The 16,458-nt window shown below is 61.6% G+C and carries 13 protein-coding genes; 11 read left to right on the top strand and 2 right to left on the bottom strand.

The genetic code is table 11. From position 1 onward, the window contains the following. The 4 genes from VK725_RS17725 to VK725_RS17710 form a co-directional block, all read left to right on the top strand. Nucleotides 1-810: methyl-accepting chemotaxis protein (locus tag VK725_RS17725; RefSeq protein WP_325319384.1), on the top strand; the 810-nt coding region annotated here is incomplete at its 5' end. 80 nt (nucleotides 811-890) lie between these two features. Beyond that, nucleotides 891-6,830, top strand: coding sequence for an Hpt domain-containing protein (locus tag VK725_RS17720; RefSeq protein WP_325319383.1), 5,940 nt, complete (start codon nucleotides 891-893; stop codon nucleotides 6,828-6,830). Beyond that, nucleotides 6,823-8,664, top strand: coding sequence for a chemotaxis protein CheB (locus VK725_RS17715; RefSeq protein WP_325319382.1), 1,842 nt, complete (start codon nucleotides 6,823-6,825; stop codon nucleotides 8,662-8,664). The genes VK725_RS17720 and VK725_RS17715 overlap by 8 nt, the downstream gene beginning before the upstream one ends. After that, nucleotides 8,661-9,137, top strand: a complete 477-nt coding sequence (locus VK725_RS17710) for a chemotaxis protein CheW (protein ID WP_325319381.1) — start codon at nucleotides 8,661-8,663, stop codon at nucleotides 9,135-9,137. The genes VK725_RS17715 and VK725_RS17710 overlap by 4 nt, the downstream gene beginning before the upstream one ends. Nucleotides 9,138-9,245: 108 nt before the next feature. Here the strand turns inward: VK725_RS17710 and VK725_RS17705 are convergent, their stop codons facing one another. After that, nucleotides 9,246-9,980 carry a 16S rRNA (uracil(1498)-N(3))-methyltransferase gene (locus VK725_RS17705; protein WP_325319380.1) on the bottom strand — a complete coding sequence of 245 codons (735 nt, stop codon included), beginning with the start codon at nucleotides 9,978-9,980 and terminating at the stop codon, nucleotides 9,246-9,248. A 180-nt stretch (nucleotides 9,981-10,160) separates the two neighbouring features. Between VK725_RS17705 and VK725_RS17700 the strand changes: the two genes are divergently transcribed. After that, on the top strand, nucleotides 10,161-10,487 hold the full coding sequence (locus VK725_RS17700) for a hypothetical protein (protein WP_325319379.1): 327 nt from the start codon (nucleotides 10,161-10,163) through the stop codon (nucleotides 10,485-10,487). A 3-nt stretch (nucleotides 10,488-10,490) separates the two neighbouring features. Here the strand turns inward: VK725_RS17700 and VK725_RS17695 are convergent, their stop codons facing one another. Next, nucleotides 10,491-11,855, bottom strand: coding sequence for an adenosylmethionine--8-amino-7-oxononanoate transaminase (locus tag VK725_RS17695; protein WP_325319385.1), 1,365 nt, complete (start codon nucleotides 11,853-11,855; stop codon nucleotides 10,491-10,493). Between the two features lie 70 nt (nucleotides 11,856-11,925). Between VK725_RS17695 and VK725_RS17690 the strand changes: the two genes are divergently transcribed. The 6 genes from VK725_RS17690 to VK725_RS17665 form a co-directional block, all read left to right on the top strand. Further along, nucleotides 11,926-12,684, top strand: coding sequence for a type II secretion system protein N (locus VK725_RS17690; protein WP_325319378.1), 759 nt, complete (start codon nucleotides 11,926-11,928; stop codon nucleotides 12,682-12,684). A 13-nt stretch (nucleotides 12,685-12,697) separates the two neighbouring features. After that, the gene (locus VK725_RS17685; RefSeq protein ID WP_325319377.1) at nucleotides 12,698-13,474 is read left to right on the top strand and encodes an inositol monophosphatase family protein; all 777 of its coding nucleotides are present in this window, start codon (nucleotides 12,698-12,700) and stop codon (nucleotides 13,472-13,474) included. Between the two features lie 16 nt (nucleotides 13,475-13,490). Continuing rightward, entirely contained in the window at nucleotides 13,491-14,048 is a 558-nt protein-coding gene (gene nudE, locus VK725_RS17680) for an ADP compounds hydrolase NudE (RefSeq protein ID WP_325319376.1), read from the top strand. Beyond that, nucleotides 14,045-14,866, top strand: a complete 822-nt coding sequence (gene cysQ, locus VK725_RS17675) for a 3'(2'),5'-bisphosphate nucleotidase CysQ (protein ID WP_325319375.1) — start codon at nucleotides 14,045-14,047, stop codon at nucleotides 14,864-14,866. Before nudE ends, cysQ begins: the two co-directional genes overlap by 4 nt. Continuing rightward, nucleotides 14,863-15,675, top strand: coding sequence for a nucleoside triphosphate pyrophosphohydrolase (gene mazG, locus VK725_RS17670; protein ID WP_325319374.1), 813 nt, complete (start codon nucleotides 14,863-14,865; stop codon nucleotides 15,673-15,675). The genes cysQ and mazG overlap by 4 nt, the downstream gene beginning before the upstream one ends. Nucleotides 15,676-15,791: 116 nt before the next feature. Then, a partial coding sequence (locus VK725_RS17665; protein ID WP_325319373.1) for a DUF4097 family beta strand repeat-containing protein occupies nucleotides 15,792-16,458 on the top strand: 667 nt, incomplete at its 3' end.

Below are 16,458 nucleotides of genomic sequence, written 5' to 3'. Positions count from 1 at the left end.
TCGTCCGCACAGGAAACGCAGACCACTGCACGCCATCTGGCCGATGCGGCGCAGAATCAGGCGCATCGCATCAGCACGGCAACCACCGCCATCAACCAGATTGCGAGTTCAATGGACAACGTGTCCAAGAACTCCGCCGAGTCGGCCGACGTGGCCGAACGCTCGGTGCAAATCGCTTCGCACGGTGCGGAAGTGGTGCGCGAAACGATCTCCGGCATGGACTCGATTCGCGATCAGATCCAGGAAACGTCCAAGCGTATTAAGCGTCTGGGTGAGTCCTCGCAAGAAATCGGCTCCATCGTGGAACTGATTAACGACATTGCCGAGCAGACGAACATCCTCGCTTTGAACGCCGCCATTCAGGCCGCGTCGGCCGGTGAAGCAGGTCGCGGTTTCGCGGTGGTGGCGGACGAAGTGCAGCGCCTGGCAGAACGTTCCGCCAGCGCGACGAAGCGAATTGAAACACTGGTGCAGACGATTCAGTCCGACACCAACGAAGCGGTGAACTCGATGGAGCAAACCACCGCCGAAGTGGTGGCCGGTGCGCGCAAAGCGGAGGACGCCGGTAGCGCACTGGGCGACATCGAGCGTGTGTCACATGACCTGTCGGCACTGATTCAGAACATTTCCACCGCCGCGCGTCAGCAATCCATCGCAGCTACGGATATTTCGCAGTCGATGAACGCAATTCAGGAAATCACATCGCAAACCTCGCAAGGCGCAAGCCAAACGGCGGAATCGATTGGTTACCTGGCGCAGTTGGCAAGTGATTTGCGCCGTTCGGTGGCGCACTTTAAGTTGCCGGGTTGACGGGTTGGAACTGGGCCATAACAAGAGGACAGCCTCGACGGTTGTGTGACGCGTAAGAACGCAGCCGCTGAGGGGGGCGCATGAGACTTCAAGACCACATCGATTTCACAACGCTACAGTGGGTCAAGCCAGAGCTTGACGAGACGCTTGCGCTCGCGCGTCAGTCACTGGAAGCCTACGTCGACAACCCCGGCGACCGCGACGTCATGCGTGCGTGCGCCGACAACCTGCATCAGGTGCAAGGCACCTTGCGCATGGTCGAGCTCTACGGCGCCGCGATGGTGGCCGAAGAGATGGAAACACTCTCCATCTCGCTGCTCGAAGACCATGTCCGCAATCGCGAGGATGCGTATACCGCGCTGATGCGCGGCCTGATGCAGTTGCCCGATTATCTGGAACGTCTGTCGAGCGGTCACCGCGACGTACCGGTCGTGTTGCTGCCGCTGCTCAACGAACTGCGCGCCAGCCGCGATCAGGAACCGCTGAGCGAATCGGCGCTCTTCACGCCCAATCTCGAATTGCCGTTGCCCGCACAGGCTCCGGCCGCTGCCAACGCTGTCGATGCACAGCGTCACAAGGGCGAGATTGCCGAGCTGCGTCTGCGTTTCCAGCAGCAACTGCTGTCGTGGTTCCGCGGCCAGGGCAACGGCAACCAGCTGGCCTTGATGCGCAATTCGCTCAATGCCATCTCTGCGCGTTGCGCCACCATCCCGGGTCGTCGCCTGTGGTGGATTGCTGCGGGTGTGCTCGAAGGCCTCGATCAGGGCATCCTGAAGAATCACGCTGCCGAAGTGCGCCAATTGATCGGTCGCGTGGATCGCAGCGTTCGTCAGCTGCTTGAGCACGGCGAAGAAAGCCTGCGTGGTGGCGATGCCGACGATCTGGCCCGCAAGCTGCTCTACTTCGTTGCGCAATCCAAACAGCGCAGCCCGCAGATGCTGCAGTTGGCGCAAACGTACAACCTCGACGGTCTGGTGCCCGATCAGGGCGAACTGGAACATGCCCGCGGTTCGATGACCGGTCACAACCGTGCGTTGCTCGACTCCGTCGCGCGCGCGCTGAAAGACGACCTGTTGCGCGTGAAGGAAGCGCTGGATTTGTTCCTGCGTCAGGCCGATGCCGATCCAGCGCAACTGGGGTCACAGGCCGAAGTGCTGGAACGCGTGGGCGATACCCTCGGTATGCTCGCGTTGAACGTGCCGCGTCGTGTTATTAACGAACAGCGCCGCGTGCTCGAAGAAATCGCCAATCGCATGCGCACTAGCGATGAAGAAGTGCTGCTGGATGTGGCCGGTGCGTTGCTTTACGTCGAAGCGTCACTCGACGATCACATCGAGAGCCTCGGCACTGAAGAGCCGTTGGATGAGCACGCCTCGACGATGCTGCCGCGCAGCGAAGCGCGTCACATCCTCGCGACGCTGATGAATGAAGCCGTTGCCACCACCGGTCGCGTCAAGAACGGCATCGTGGCGTTTGTGGAATCCGGTTGGCAGCACAGTCAGCTCGACGGCATGCCTGGCCTGATGGACGAAGTCGCTGGCGCCATGCGCATGCTCTCGTCGCCACGTCCGGCACAGATTGCCGAAGGCGTGGGCCGTTTCATCGGCAACGAACTATGTGTCGATCAGCGCGTACCCAGCAGTTCGCAGATGGATCAGCTGGCCGACGCGCTGGCCGCACTCGAGTACTACCTCGAAGCCGCACGCGAGCATCGCGGCGGTCTTGAACACATTCTGGATGTCGCCGAACACAGTCTTGGCAGCCTCGGTTATTGGCCGCCACCGCTTGCCAAGGCGCTCCCGGAGCACGCCGAAGAAGTGCACGACGTGCGCGCACCCGTGCTCGACGAAACCGTCAGTCTGGTTCACGGCACCGACGCCAGCGAGCTGTTCATGGGCGGCAGCGAAACGCATGCGCCGCTCGCGCACGATCTCACTGGCCTGCACCTCGTCGAAACCGAAACCGCACGCGGTCCGGAGCCAGGCGAAGACGGCGAATGGATCGAAGTCGAAGAAAATGTGGAAGAGCCCGTCGCAGCGGTCGATTCGCTGGCTGCTACGGCCGGCTTCCAGAGCAGCACCGAGGGCATCGACGACGATATTCGCGAGATCTTCCTGGAAGAAATGCAGGAAGAAATCCAAAACCTGCGTCAGGGCTACCAATCATGGGTGGCTGATTCGACGCAGATTGGCCAACTCACGCCGATCCGCCGCTCCTTCCATACGTTGAAGGGTTCGGGTCGCCTTGTGGGTGCCAGCGTGCTGGGCGAATTCTCCTGGCGCGTGGAAAATATGCTCAACCGTGTGCTGGACAACACCATCCCGCCGCACGAAGGTGTGCAGTCCGTGGTCGCGCACGCAATCGACGCATTGCCACAACTGCTGTCCATGCTGCGCGACGGCACGCTGCCGACCGCGCCGCTGAGCGCGATCATGCAGGCGGCCGATCAGATCGCGGCTGGCGAGCAGGCTACCGTCGAACAGTTCGCTGCCACGGGTGGCGGTACGCAAACCGTGCGTCGCATGGTGCGCCGCTGGGTGCCGCGTGCTCCCGTCGCCGCCGATGCCATTCCCGAGGCCATGCACACCGATCACTCGGTGGCTGCGTCGCACGCCGAAGCACCGGCATTCGAACCGTCGTTCGCCGACACGATTCACGCGCCGGTGCTGCCGCCGGTCGATCCGGTCTTGCTGGAGATCCTGCGCAGCGAAGTGGCGCAGTACCTGCAAACCATTCGCAATGCCGTGGACTTCGCCGATGGCGATCTACCCATCGACGACGGTCTGCTGCGCGCTGTGCATACCTTGCACGGCGCCATCGCGATGGTCGATATCCCGTTGCTGATTCATCTGCTGTCGCCGCTGGAAAGCTTGCTTAAGCGTTTGCGTGCCGCCGGTCAGCCACTTTCGATCGAAGGCGTGCGCCTGTTGCGCCAGAGTGCCGAGGTGGTCGATCAGGTCATGGCGCAGTTCGACGCCGCACATCCGCAGTTGCCGGACGCATCGGCGCTCATCGCGCGCCTGGAAGAACTGCGCGATCACCAGCCGGAGCCGCAAATCGCTCACGTCGTGTTCGAGCGTCAGGATGTGTTGCCACAGCATATCGAGCTGGAAGCGCAGCCCGAGCATGCAGAAGAAATCGCCGATGCCGACGTTAAGCATGTCGACGCGGAAGAACTCGAAACAACGCCGGTTTCCGAGCCCACCGAACCGGTGGACGAGTACACCGCTGAATTGCTCTCGGATATTTCCGCGACCGAGGCCCACGAAACAGTCGAGGAAGAACCCGTCGCACACGTTCATGTGCCGAGCGACGAAGACGCCGAGTTTGCCGAACTGCTTGCCAGCCTCGAAGCGCTTGAGCCCGATCATCTCGAATCTGCGCCGCGCGTAGATGAAGCGGTGCCGGTTGAAACGCACGTCGAGCATATTGCTGCTAACGAACCCATCGATGAACCGGCAGCACCGGTCGCGGAAGAACCGGTAGAAGAACCGGCTGCCGAAACACCGGCTGAAGCCGAAGTCGAGGCGAAAGTCGAAGAGCCCGCAGCGCCTGCAGCGCCAGTGGTCGAACCGCCGCGCAAGAAGGCCAAGCACGCTGTTGCGGCCACTTCGCATGAGTCGATCGACTACGTCGCCGATGGCGAGCTGATGAACTTCAGCCACGTCGACCCGGACCTGCTCGAGATCTTCGTCGAAGAAGCGCGCGAAATTCTGGACGATGCCGATGGCGTGTTGGCCCAGTGGCGCGCCGAGCCAGCCGACGTCTCGCACATGTCCGGCTTGCTCCGCGCACTGCACACCCTCAAGGGTGGCGCACGCATTGCCGGTATCACGCCGGTGGGCGATCTCAGCCACGCCTTGGAAACGCTGCTTGAGCGTTCGCAGGGTGTCGAGTCGCAACGCACGGCCCCGCTCATCGGTCAGCTCGAAGCCGCGTTCGACAAGATGCACGGTCTGGTGCAGAGCGTGTCGCAGGGTAAGGAAATTGCTTACCCGCGCGCCATGATCGACAGCCTGCTCGGCACCGGCACACACGAAACCGCCGCCGAATCGCATACGCCGCATACGCCGCAAGCGCCACAAGCACCGGCTCTCGACGTGGATCTGCCGCAACTGCTACCGGCCGACGATGCCGAGCAGGAAGAAGTCGGCCGCACCACACAGGAACAGATCCGCGTACGCGCCGATCTGCTCGACAACCTCGTCAACAACGCTGGCGAAGTTGCGATCTACCGTTCGCGCCTGGAACAGCAGGTATCGGCCTATCGCTTCAACCTGGTCGAACTCGAACAGACGGTTTCGCGTCTGCGCGGCCAGCTGCGTATGCTCGAAATCGAAACGGAAGCGCAGATCATCGCGCGCTTCCAGCGCGAGCACCGCGAAGCAGGCATTGGCGTGTTCGATCCGCTCGAGCTCGACCGCTTCTCGCAGCTGCAGCAGTACTCGCGTGCGCTGGCCGAGTCCGTATCGGACTTGGTGTCGATTCAGAACATGCTCGACGAACTCACCCGTCAGGCGGAAACGCTGCTGATCCAACAGTCGCGCGTCAGTTCGGAATTGCAGGAAGGCTTGCTGCGTACACGCATGCTGCCATTCGACACGATGGTACCGAACCTGCGCCGCACGTTGCGTCAGGCTGCGCAGGAAGAAAGCAAGAGCGCGCAGCTGTATGTGGAAGGCGCGCACGGCGAAATGGATCGCAACCTGCTCGACCGTATCAAGGCGCCGTTCGAGCACATGTTGCGTAATGCAGTTGCGCACGGCATCGAATCGCCGGCAGATCGCAAGAAGGCAGGCAAGTCCGAAGAAGGCGCCGTACGCATTCGCGTGGCGCGTGAAGCGACCGAGGTCGTGGTGCGCGTGAGCGACGATGGCCGCGGTCTGGATCGCGAGGCCATCCGCAAGCGCGCCGTCGAGCGTGGCCTGATTCGTCAGGAAACGCGCCTGAGCGACGACCAGATCCTCGCGCTCATCACGCAGACGGGTTTCTCCACCGCCAGCGCCGTCACCCAGCTCGCCGGTCGCGGCGTGGGCATGGACGTGGTGGCCAACGAGATCAAACAGCTCGGCGGTTCGCTCGCGATCGACTCACGCCAGGGCGAAGGCACGACCTTCGTGCTGCGTCTGCCATTCACCCTCGCGGTGACGCAGGCGATCCTGGTGCGCATTGGCGAATCCACGTTCGCGATTCCGATGACGTCGGTGCAGGGCGTGGCCCGCATCACGCCGGACGAACTTGCATACCGCATGTCGCAGGACAATCCGCAGTTCGAATACGGCGGTGAAGACTTCGGCATTCACGATCTCTCCGAGTTGCTGGGTCTTGCGGCGGGTCACGTTGATGACGAAGAACAGCTTCCGTTGCTGCTGACGCGTTCGGGCGATCTGCGCGCGGCCATCCGCATCGATGCGGTGATTGGCTCTCGCGAAATCGTGGTGAAGTCCGTGGGTCCGCAGGTCAGCTCCGTGCCGGGCATCCTCGGCGCGACCATCATGGGCGACGGTTCGGTGCTTGTGATTCTCGATCTCGCGCCGCTGGTTCGCCACGGCCTCAGTCGCCGCGAACAGCGTCTGGCCGAAGGTCTCGATTACGCGAGCGTTGCACCGGTCGTCGAGGATGTGCGCACACGTCCGCTAGTCATGGTGGTCGACGATTCGATCACGATGCGCAAGGTCACCGGCCGCGTACTGGAACGTCACGAGTACGAAGTCGACACCGCGAAGGATGGTGTCGACGCGCTCGAAAAACTGCACGAACGCGTGCCGGACTTGATGCTGCTCGACATCGAAATGCCGCGTATGGACGGCTTCGAATTGGCGACGCAGATGAAGGCCGATGTACGCTTCCGTCACGTGCCGATCATCATGATCACCTCGCGTACCGGCGAGAAGCATCGCCAGCGCGCGTTCGACATTGGCGTCGAACGCTATCTCGGCAAGCCCTATCAGGAAGCCGAATTGCTCGCACAGATCAGCGAAGTACTTGAGCAGCGCGCGCAGGAGCCGGTGAATGAGTGAAAAGGTGACTGCGGTAGCGCTCTTCTTCGACGATGCTGAACTTGGAAGTCATCTGCGCAACGCGCTCTCGGAGTACGGAGCGCGGATCGCACACGAGGGTCCGATCGGTTCGTTCGACGAAGCGGCGCTGCGCAATGCGGGGGTGGACGTTCTAGTCGTCAACCTTGACGAGGCCGTCGACGACAGCACGCTCGACCGCATCTATGGCCTGGTAAAAAGCGGCGAAACACCGGTTGTGTTCAACGATGCGCAGGCCAGCCGCGGATTGGATGGCTGGGATCGTGCGCGCTGGGCGCGTCACCTCGCCGCCAAGGCGCTCAACACCGACACCATCGATCCGCCGCGCCCGGACAACGCGCGCGAGGTGAGTGCGCCGCCAGCTGCAGAGGAGCCGGTTGTAACGGCACCGTCGGAAGAGCACGTCGAAGAACTCATCAACGATCCCATGGCCGGCCAGCAGCTGGTCCACGATGCATCGGCGCCGGATTCCGAAACGCTTGCTGCCGAGCTGGAAGCATTGCTGGCATCCGACGAACCCGTCGCTGCTGAAGACGAATTCGGTTCGGGTCCGACCTTCGGCAACGGCGAAGTATTGCCGGATTTGCACGAGAGCAACTTCGGTGAGCTCGAAGTGACGCCGCAGAGTACGGAAGAACACGCATTTTCAGATTTTGATGATGGCCTCGGTTCCGGCCTGAAATTCAAGGAAGACGACGAACTGCCACTGCTGCACGATGGCGACTTCGGCGAAAGCAAACTCTCCGCGCTTCCTGCCGACGAGCACGTAGCGACGAACGTTGACGAGGACTTCGCTTCCAGCCTCAAGTTCAGTGAGGACGACGAGTTACCACCGTTGCACGACGGCAACTTCGGCGAACACGATGCGCATATGCAAAGTGCCTCCAACGAGCCGGCACCTGTGGAAAAAGCCCGATTCAACATCGATCACCTCTCTCTGGCAGACGAAGAAGAAGTGACAGCGCCGGAGATCGTCAAGGCGACGCTGGCGCAGCAGACACATGCGCCTGCTGCACCGGAGTGGGGCTTTGTCGCTGAAGACGACTACGCGCAGCCCGCCAAGAAAGATTTTGGTGTCGAGAAAGTGAGCGCTGCCGACTATCTGGCTCCCGATGCGGATGACCAGGGCGACGCGCCGCCGATCAAGCCAGGTTTGAGTCTTGAGTTGGTGTCGAACGAAGAGGCGCTTGCGCCGCAGCACAACTATGAGCCGGCCGTCGCGCACGAAACGCATTTGCAGGAGCTGGATACGGCTTTTGCGCGTCTGCTGGTACTGGGCGCGGCGCGCGATAGCGACGCATCGTTGCGTGCTTTTCTTTCTACCCTGTCGAACGATATCAAGCTGCCGATTCTGCTGACGCAACATCAAGCTAATGGTTCGGCCGAGGAGTTGGCGCAGTCGCTGGCTTCGCAGAGCAAATTGCCTGTGAAAGTCGCCGCCGTAGGTTCGCGTGCGCGTGCCGGTGAGGTGCTGGTTGTGCCGCGCGGGCAGCAGGTCCGTGTCACGCGCGACGGCCGCGTCGAAATCAGTGCGGCGACCGACGTGTCCGAACAGTCGCCCTCGATCGACAGCAGTTTCACGATGGCTGCCAATGTCTTCGGCCGCGATGCTCTGGCGATCGTGTTTGCGGGCAAGGCGACCGATGCCGTCGCGGGTGCGCAAGCGATCCACGATCGCGGTGGCCAGGTGTGGGTCGAATCGTCCGCGGGCGATCATTATTCCGATATGGTGCATGGCGTGCTGGCCGAACGGCTGGCTAGTTTTTCCGGTTCACCGCAGGAGCTCGCGGTACGACTGGTCGAGGACTTCCGATGAGCGAACAGCAACTACCTCGTGAAATTCGTTGCGTGCTGGTGCCGGTCGGTAACCTCCGGCTATTGCTGCCCAATGCGACGGTGGCCGAAGTGATCACCTTTGCGTCGCCCGAACCGGTTGCCGGCGCACCGGATTGGTTGCTGGGCCGTATCGCATGGCGCGGCTGGCGCGTGCCGCTTGTATCGTTCACCAAGCTGGCCGAGGCACAGGAGGGCGATTCCGAACTCACCGTGCGCGTGGCTGTGTTGAAGGCGCTGGGCGATAATCCGGATCTGCCGTTTGTCGCCGTGGTCACGCAGGGCTTTCCGCGCCTGACCACGCTCAATGCCGAACTGATCATTCCCACCCACGATGGCAAACCCTTGCCGCGTGGCGTGAAGGCACAGGTACTGGTGCGTGACGACGTGGCGATGATTCCGGATCTCGAAAGTATCGAGAACGAAGTTTTCGAGCTGCTGCAGCAAGCCAGCTGACCGCAACGATGCATGGGTAGATTGGATTACCCCGGACTCGATCCGGGGGCGAGCCAATGTGGGCGCGTATAGATGTTGGGTGACGGCGCGCTGACCGACCTGCCGCTCTTAGAAATCGCCGTGCAGCGCTTGCAATGCCGCGAGTGCAGCCAGCCCTGCCGTTTCCGTACGCAGAATGCGTGGCCCCAGCCGCAGCCCGTGAAAACCCGCGTCTTTCAGCGTTGCGACATCGCGATCGCCGAGGCCACCTTCGGGACCGACCACCAGCACGCCGCCGGCTTTGCCGAACTTCAGTTCGCGCGGGCGCAAGGTTCCTTCAGGCAGCAATGCAAGACGTTGCGTGCCGTTCTCGTCGAGGCCTTCAATCCACGCTTGCAGTGTTTGCGCTGGCGTTACTTCGGGTACGCGAACGCGGCCGCTTTGTTCGCATGCACTGGCCGCGACGGCACGCCAGTGAATCAAACGTTTTTCTGCACGCGACGAATCCAGCTTCACTTCGGAACGTTCAGTAAACACCGGCACGATGCGCGACACACCGAGCTCCGTCGCCTTCTGCACAATCAGATCCATTTTTTCGCCACGCGCCACACCTTGCGCCAGCGTTAACGTCAGCGGCGATTCGTTGGCGATGGGCTCGCGGCTGTCGATGCGTAAAATGACATCGCGTTTGCCAACCGACGTCAGCGTCGCGGCGTAATCATGACCGTCGCCGTTGAAAACGATTACCGCATCTCCCGGATTCATCCGCAATACGCGCGCGACGTGCTCGGCGGCTTGCGGCGGAAGTGCCACTTCGGCAGTCAGATCCAGCGGTTGATCGATATGAATGCGTGTAGTGCGCATACAGGATGGACTTAACAAACAGACCGGCCAGCATACAGCTTATGGTGCCTTTCTGTTCATTCAGGTGAACATAAAAAGCCGAGTTGGCCACATCCTCTTGCGGCGGCCAAAACCCCGTATCAGCATGGCGTTAGTCCCCAAAAGCGTGCTCGCCGCCGCACCTGCGAGCAGGAGATAGCCATGACTAAATTTGCTCCTCTGGCCGCAGCGCTGGCGTTCGGTTTGGCCTCCGCGGCAATGGCCACTCCCCAGAACACGCCGAACGCGGGTACGCCGACGGCCGATCAGGCGCCTGCTGCCGCGAATGCGCCGCAGTCCAATTCACCAATCAAGCCGGGTGATCGCAGTTGCATACGCGACACAGGCAGTCTGATCAAGCCTAAACCCGGCCAGTGCCTGCCGGTGGCAGGAAACTCGTACAGCAAGCAGGATATCGATAGGACGGGCGCACGCACGCTTGGACCGGCGTTGCGCGACCTTGATCCGGCCATCACCCTTCGGCACTGACCTTCAGGTTGTCACCGCGCGCGCGATGCCTTCGCAGGCCACATCGACCAGATGGTCGATGTCGGCGTCGCTGACGACATAAGGCGGCATGAAATAAACGATGTTGCCCAATGGACGCAGCAACGCACCGCGCGTCAAGCCATGCAGAAACACACGCAGTCCGCGCCGCTCTTCCGAAGGGAAGGGGCGGCGTGTTTTTTTCTCCGCCACCAATTCCACTGCGGCGATCATGCCTTGCTGACGGACATCGGCAACATGAGGATGATCGCGTAAGGGGGCCAATCGCATCGCCAAATGTGCGGCAAGTGTATGGTTACGTTCCAGCACGGGCTCATCGCGAAAAATGGCGAGCGTTTCCAGCGCCGCACGGCACGCCAACGGATTGCCGGTATAACTGTGCGAATGCAGGAACGCCTTGCCTGCGCTGTATTCGGCATAAAACGCATCGTAGACGTGTTGCGTGGTGAGTACCACGGAAAGCGGCAGCGTACCGCCGGTCAGTCCCTTCGACAGGCACATGAAATCCGGCGCGATATTGCCTTGTTCGCACGCGAACATCGTTCCCGTGCGACCAAAGCCGACCGCAATTTCGTCTGCGATGAAGTGCACGTTGTACTGATCGCAGAGCTTGCGAAGCCCGGTGAGATAGCTGGGGTGGTACATGCGCATGCCACCTGCGCATTGCACGAGCGGTTCGACAATTACAGCGCATGTTTCGTGCGCATGCTGTTCAAGCAGTGCACGCATGGCTTGGAGACGTCGCGCTGCCGTCTGTTCGGGTGTCTCCCCTGGCTCGCCTTCATAGGCATCGGGCGAGGGTGCAAGGATCGGCGTCAACAGCAATGGGGCGTAGGTCTTGCGATAAAGCGCTACATCGCTCACGGACAGTGCGCCAAGCGTTTCGCCGTGATAGCTGCCTGTCAGCGCAATGAAACGCGTCTTCTCGCCGTGCCCCTGATTGAGCCAATAGTGGAAGCTCATTTTCAGTGCCACTTCAACGGCGGCCGATCCGTTGTCCGCAAAAAACACTTTCTCCAGCCCGGCTGGCGTGAGCTTTACCAATTGCTCTGCCAGTTCGATGGCCGGTGGATGCGTAAAGCCCGCGAAGATCACGTGCTCTAACGTCTGCGCTTGTTCGGCGAGAGCGGCCGCGATACGCGGATTCGCGTGACCGAACAAGTTCGTCCACCACGAACTGATGCCATCCAGGTAGCGGTTGCCGTCGGCGTCGATCAGCCACGGGCCTTCTCCGCGAACGATGGGCACCATCGGCACATGCTCGTGGTCGTGCATTTGCGTGCAGGGATGCCAGATGTGGCGCAAGTCGCGCCGGGCGAGGTCGGCGTTGGCGTCTGTGATAAGGGTCATCCCGCTATGATCGGGGTAGTCGCCGGTGCTGCTCAAGCGCTCCGGCATTTTCTTGCGGAAAATCATATCGATGAAGCGCTTGCGCATCGTGCTCACTGGTATTGCCGTACTCGTCGTGGCGCTGGCTGCGATGGTCTGGTGGCTGCCGGCAAGCTGGGTAATGCCGTTTCTGCAATCGCGCCTGCACGGGCTGCAGTTGCAGCAGGTCACAGGCACGGTGTGGCAGGGCCGGGCGGGTCAGGTCTCGACGGCCACCGGTGAGCCAGTGGGAACGGTCGAGTGGTTGCTGTCCCGGCGTGCCCTGCTGGGCGATATCGATCTGGATCTGAGTCTTCGGCAGCCCCAGCTCAGCTTTCAGGGGCATATGCATCAACTGTCGAACACGCAGGATGAGTGGCGCGATGTCACGCTGTCGCTCGACCCGGCGATGCTCGATGTGACACCGTGGCTGCACGCTAAACCGGACGGGCAGCTCAAGCTGACTATCGCGCGAGCACAGTTGCAGGGCGGTTGGCCGATGCAGGCCGATGCGGTCGCTCACTGGACTCATGCTGCCATCCACACGGCACAGGGCGTCGCTACCCTGGGCGGCATCTCCGCGCAGATTACGGGCGACAACGGCGTGCTGCAGGCCACGCTCAGTGACGATGGCGATGGCGCACTGCATATGAGCGGCCTTTTATCCTTCAGCCCGCTTGGCTGGAGTCTGCAAATGAGCTTGAAGCCACGCAAGGACGATCCCTTGCTGATGCAATGGCTGCACACCCTCGGCCGCCCCGAGGCGGACGGCACCGTTCGACTCGGTTATCGTGGCGGCTTGGCGCAATGAACTCGGATACGCAATGAACGAGCAGCGATGGAACGTGGCACTTCAGGCGGCACGCAATGCGGCGGCAGCGGCGGCAGAGGTGATTCGTTATTACTGGCAACGCGGCGTGGAGGTGGAAATCAAATCCGACGCCACGCCCGTAACCATTGCCGACCGCGAAGCGGAAAAGGCGATCCGCGCCGTGCTCACTGCCGCGCTGCCGGATGCGGCGATTTATGGCGAAGAGTTCGGTCTCGATGGCGATCGCGACGGATTGCTCTGGCTGGTCGATCCGCTGGACGGCACCAAAAGTTTCGTGCGCCGCACTCCGTTTTTTTCCACGCAGATTGCATTGATGCATCAGGGTGAACTGGTGCTGGGCGTATCCAGCGCACCGATTTACGGCGAAACCATGTGGGCGAGCGTGGGTGGCGGTGCGTGGCTCGACGGCGAACGCGTGCACGTAGCGCAGACCGCGGACATGTCACAAGCGTCGCTATCCATCGGCAACGTGAAGACGATGACCGGCGACGCACGTTGGCAAGCATTGGGCGCGATGATTCGCGACAGCAATCGCATCCGCGGTTACGGCGATTTCTGCCATTACCACTTGCTGGCGCGCGGTTCGTTGGATCTGGTGATCGAGTCGGATCTGAACATCCTCGACATCGCCGCATTGGCTGTGATCGTGCGCGAAGCGGGTGGAGTGTTTACGGATATGGATGGCCAACCGCCTACGCTGGAAACGCGCAGCGTCCTCGCCGGCACCCCGGCGATTCACGCGCAGGCGCTCAAGCGGCTTGCCCTATAAGGGTTACAATCCCCCGATGCCACGCTATCCCATCATCCACAGCAAACGCGATTCCGATTCCAGCAGCTTTCTCCACGCAGAAAAGGTGGAGCTGGAATTTTCCAACGGTGAACATCGCACCTACGAACGCCTGAAAGGCAGCGGCCTGGGCGCGGTCATCATCGTGCCGATGATCGACGATGAAACCGTGTTGCTGGTACGCGAATACGGCGTGGGTGTGGAGCGTTACGAATTGGGCTTGCCCAAAGGACGCCTCGATCGCGATGAAACGGTCGAGCAGGGCGCGGATCGCGAACTGAAGGAAGAAGTCGGATACGGCGCGCGAAAACTCAAGATTCTGCACAACCTGTCGTTGTCGCCCGCTTACATGACGCACATGGCACACGTCGTGCTGGCACAGGATCTCTACCCGGAGCGCTTGCTCGGTGACGAGCCCGAAGAGCTGGAAGTGATCCCGTGGAAACTCGCCGATCTGCACACGCTCGTGTCGCGCGATGACGTGACCGAAGGCCGTTCCATCGCCGCGCTTTTCATGGCGCGCGAATATCTTGCCGGCCGGTTGAAAATCGCATGAGCGACATGCCCGGGAACCCCTTGCTGATGCAAATTGGTGCGCTGGCACGCAGTGCCGGCGATGCGATCATGACGGTGTATCGCCAGGACTTCGATGTCGAAGTCAAAGACGATCACTCGCCGCTGACAGCGGCCGATCTTGCAGCGCAGAAAGTCATCGTCGCGGGTCTGTCGCAGCTCGATCCGGTTTTGCCCATTGTCTCGGAAGAAGCGCGACAGGCGCCGTGGGACGAACGTCGCCAGTGGTCGCGTTACTGGCTGGTCGACCCGCTCGATGGCACACGCGAATTCGTCAAGCGCAACGGTGAGTTCACCGTCAATATTGCGTTGATCGACAACGGCGAACCCGTGATGGGTGTCGTGCTCGCCCCGGCCACCGAAGATTTGTACGTAGCCGCACGCGGACGCGGTGCATGGTGGCAGGTGCAACCCGATGCCGAGTGGGAACGGATCTACGCGCGCAATCTGGCCAATCCACCGGTTGCCGCTGGCAGCCGTTCGCATGGCGGTTCGGCCGAAGCGATCATGCGTCGTCTGCTCGGCGAGGATTATCTGCTGCAGCCATTGGGCTCCTCGCTGAAGTTCTGTCTGATTGCGCGAGGTGCCGCAGACGTCTATCTGCGTCGCGGCCCGACCAGCGAATGGGATACCGCCGCTGCGCAATGCGTGCTCGAAGAAGCGGGCGGTGCCGTGCTCGATCTCACCGGCACACGGCTGCATTACAACCGCGGCGAATCCCTGATCAATCCCGAATTTTTGGCCGTCGGCGATGCCGGTATCGACTGGGCCGCCCGCATGCGCGAAGCCGGTCTGGCATGAGCACCGAAACACGGTATAGCCTCGACGATCTGCTGGCGATCATGGCGCGCCTGCGCGATCCGGAACGCGGCTGCCCGTGGGACGTGAAGCAGGATTTCAGCACCATCGCGCCGTACACCGTGGAAGAAGCCTACGAAGTCGCCGACGCGATCGACCGTCACGACTGGCACGATCTGCAGGATGAACTTGGCGATCTGCTCCTGCAGGTCGTGTTCCATGCGCAGATGGCGAAAGAGCAGGGGCTGTTCGACTTCGACGACGTTGCCCATACGATCAGCGACAAAATGCGCCGCCGTCATCCGCACGTCTTTGGCGACGTCACCTATGCCGACCTGGATGAGCAGAAACGCGCCTGGGACGAGATCAAGGCACGCGAGCGCGCCGCCAAGGGTGCTGCGCACGACGACAGTGCGCTGTCGGGTGTGTCGCGCGGGCAGCCCGAATGGCAGCGTGCCTTGAAGCTGCAGCAGCGCGCAGCCACGGTGGGGTTCGACTGGCCCGATCATCGGCCGGTCATCGACAAGCTTCACGAAGAACTGGCCGAAGTGCAGGCTGAATTCGACGCCGGTGCTCCTCATGCTCGCCTGGAAGATGAGATAGGCGATGTGCTGTTCGTAGCGGTAAATCTGGCCCGGCACGCCGGGGTCGATTTTGCCCGGGCGCTCAAACATGCCAATGCGAAGTTCGAGCGGCGCTTCCGGCGCATGGAGCAGCTGGCGGCCGACGAGGGGGAGCCGCTGTCGGCTTCGGACCTTGCTGCCCAGGAAGCGCTTTGGCAGCGGGCAAAGGCCGAAGAACGCAAGGCCTGACCCGTTGGCCAGGGGAGGGGTTTCGGGGCGATCGTCGCCCGGCAAGACCAGGCAGGTATTCAACCTTTTCGGGCTGGCAAGCATCTGAGCCTGTGAACATTGACTGGAGATTCTGCATGCGTCGCACCCTCGCTCTTCTCGCTCTGATGTCGATCCCGCTGGCCGCTATGGCGGACGACTGCCGTTACTCGGCACCGCGAAATCTGCATGACGATCTGTCCGGCGTACGAGGCGTGCAGATCGAAGTGCACAGTCATGACCTGCATCTTGCCGGTACCGGCAGCACCTCCACCCTGGATGTCACCGGGCGCGCGTGCGCCTCCTCACAATCGGCGCTGGAGAATCTGGAGGTCACCGAGCATCGCGAAGGCGATCAGCTCATTATCGATGTTGGCTCCTCGCATGGACTCAACGTCCAGATTTTCGGCGTGGAGACGTCATACGAGTATGTCGATCTGCAAATGCAGTTACCTTCGAGCATGCCGGTCACGCTGACCGCCGATTCGGGCGATGCATATGTCGGCGGCTTCAACCAGCTGGATGCCGATACCAGTTCGGGCGATCTGCATATCCGCAATATCGCGGGGACCGTCAACGTGACCAACGAGTCGGGCGACGTCGAAGTCAACGACGTCGGTAGTTTGCACGCCGGTTCCATTGGTTCGGGCGATCTGAAGGTGCGCAATGTGCACGCCGACGTGCGCATCGGCAGCGTGGGTTCTGGCGATGTCGTGCTGGACGAAGTAGGTGGAAGCGTCACGGTGGGAACGCTTGGCTCGGGCG

The sequence above is a fragment of the Dyella sp. genome, assembly GCF_035486915.1.
Classification (GTDB): Bacteria; Pseudomonadota; Gammaproteobacteria; order Xanthomonadales; family Rhodanobacteraceae; genus Dyella_B.
Note: the sequence above shows the minus strand (reverse complement) of the source record. Positions and strands in the feature narration are given on the sequence as shown.

Bases quoted from the DNA above. Each gene is read 5' to 3' on its own strand.
- VK725_RS17685 (WP_325319377.1), top strand. From the start codon at position 12,698: ATGAACGAGCAGCGATGGAACGTGGCACTTCAGGCGGCACGCAATGCG.
- cysQ (WP_325319375.1), top strand. From the start codon at position 14,045: ATGAGCGACATGCCCGGGAACCCCTTGCTGATGCAAATTGGTGCGCTG.
- VK725_RS17695 (WP_325319385.1), bottom strand. From the start codon at position 11,855: ATGACCCTTATCACAGACGCCAACGCCGACCTCGCCCGGCGCGACTTG.
- VK725_RS17705 (WP_325319380.1), bottom strand. From the start codon at position 9,980: ATGCGCACTACACGCATTCATATCGATCAACCGCTGGATCTGACTGCC.
- VK725_RS17715 (WP_325319382.1), top strand. From the start codon at position 6,823: ATGAGTGAAAAGGTGACTGCGGTAGCGCTCTTCTTCGACGATGCTGAA.
- VK725_RS17690 (WP_325319378.1), top strand. From the start codon at position 11,926: ATGAAGCGCTTGCGCATCGTGCTCACTGGTATTGCCGTACTCGTCGTG.
- mazG (WP_325319374.1), top strand. From the start codon at position 14,863: ATGAGCACCGAAACACGGTATAGCCTCGACGATCTGCTGGCGATCATG.
- VK725_RS17710 (WP_325319381.1), top strand. From the start codon at position 8,661: ATGAGCGAACAGCAACTACCTCGTGAAATTCGTTGCGTGCTGGTGCCG.
- VK725_RS17720 (WP_325319383.1), top strand. From the start codon at position 891: ATGAGACTTCAAGACCACATCGATTTCACAACGCTACAGTGGGTCAAG.
- VK725_RS17700 (WP_325319379.1), top strand. From the start codon at position 10,161: ATGACTAAATTTGCTCCTCTGGCCGCAGCGCTGGCGTTCGGTTTGGCC.
- nudE (WP_325319376.1), top strand. From the start codon at position 13,491: ATGCCACGCTATCCCATCATCCACAGCAAACGCGATTCCGATTCCAGC.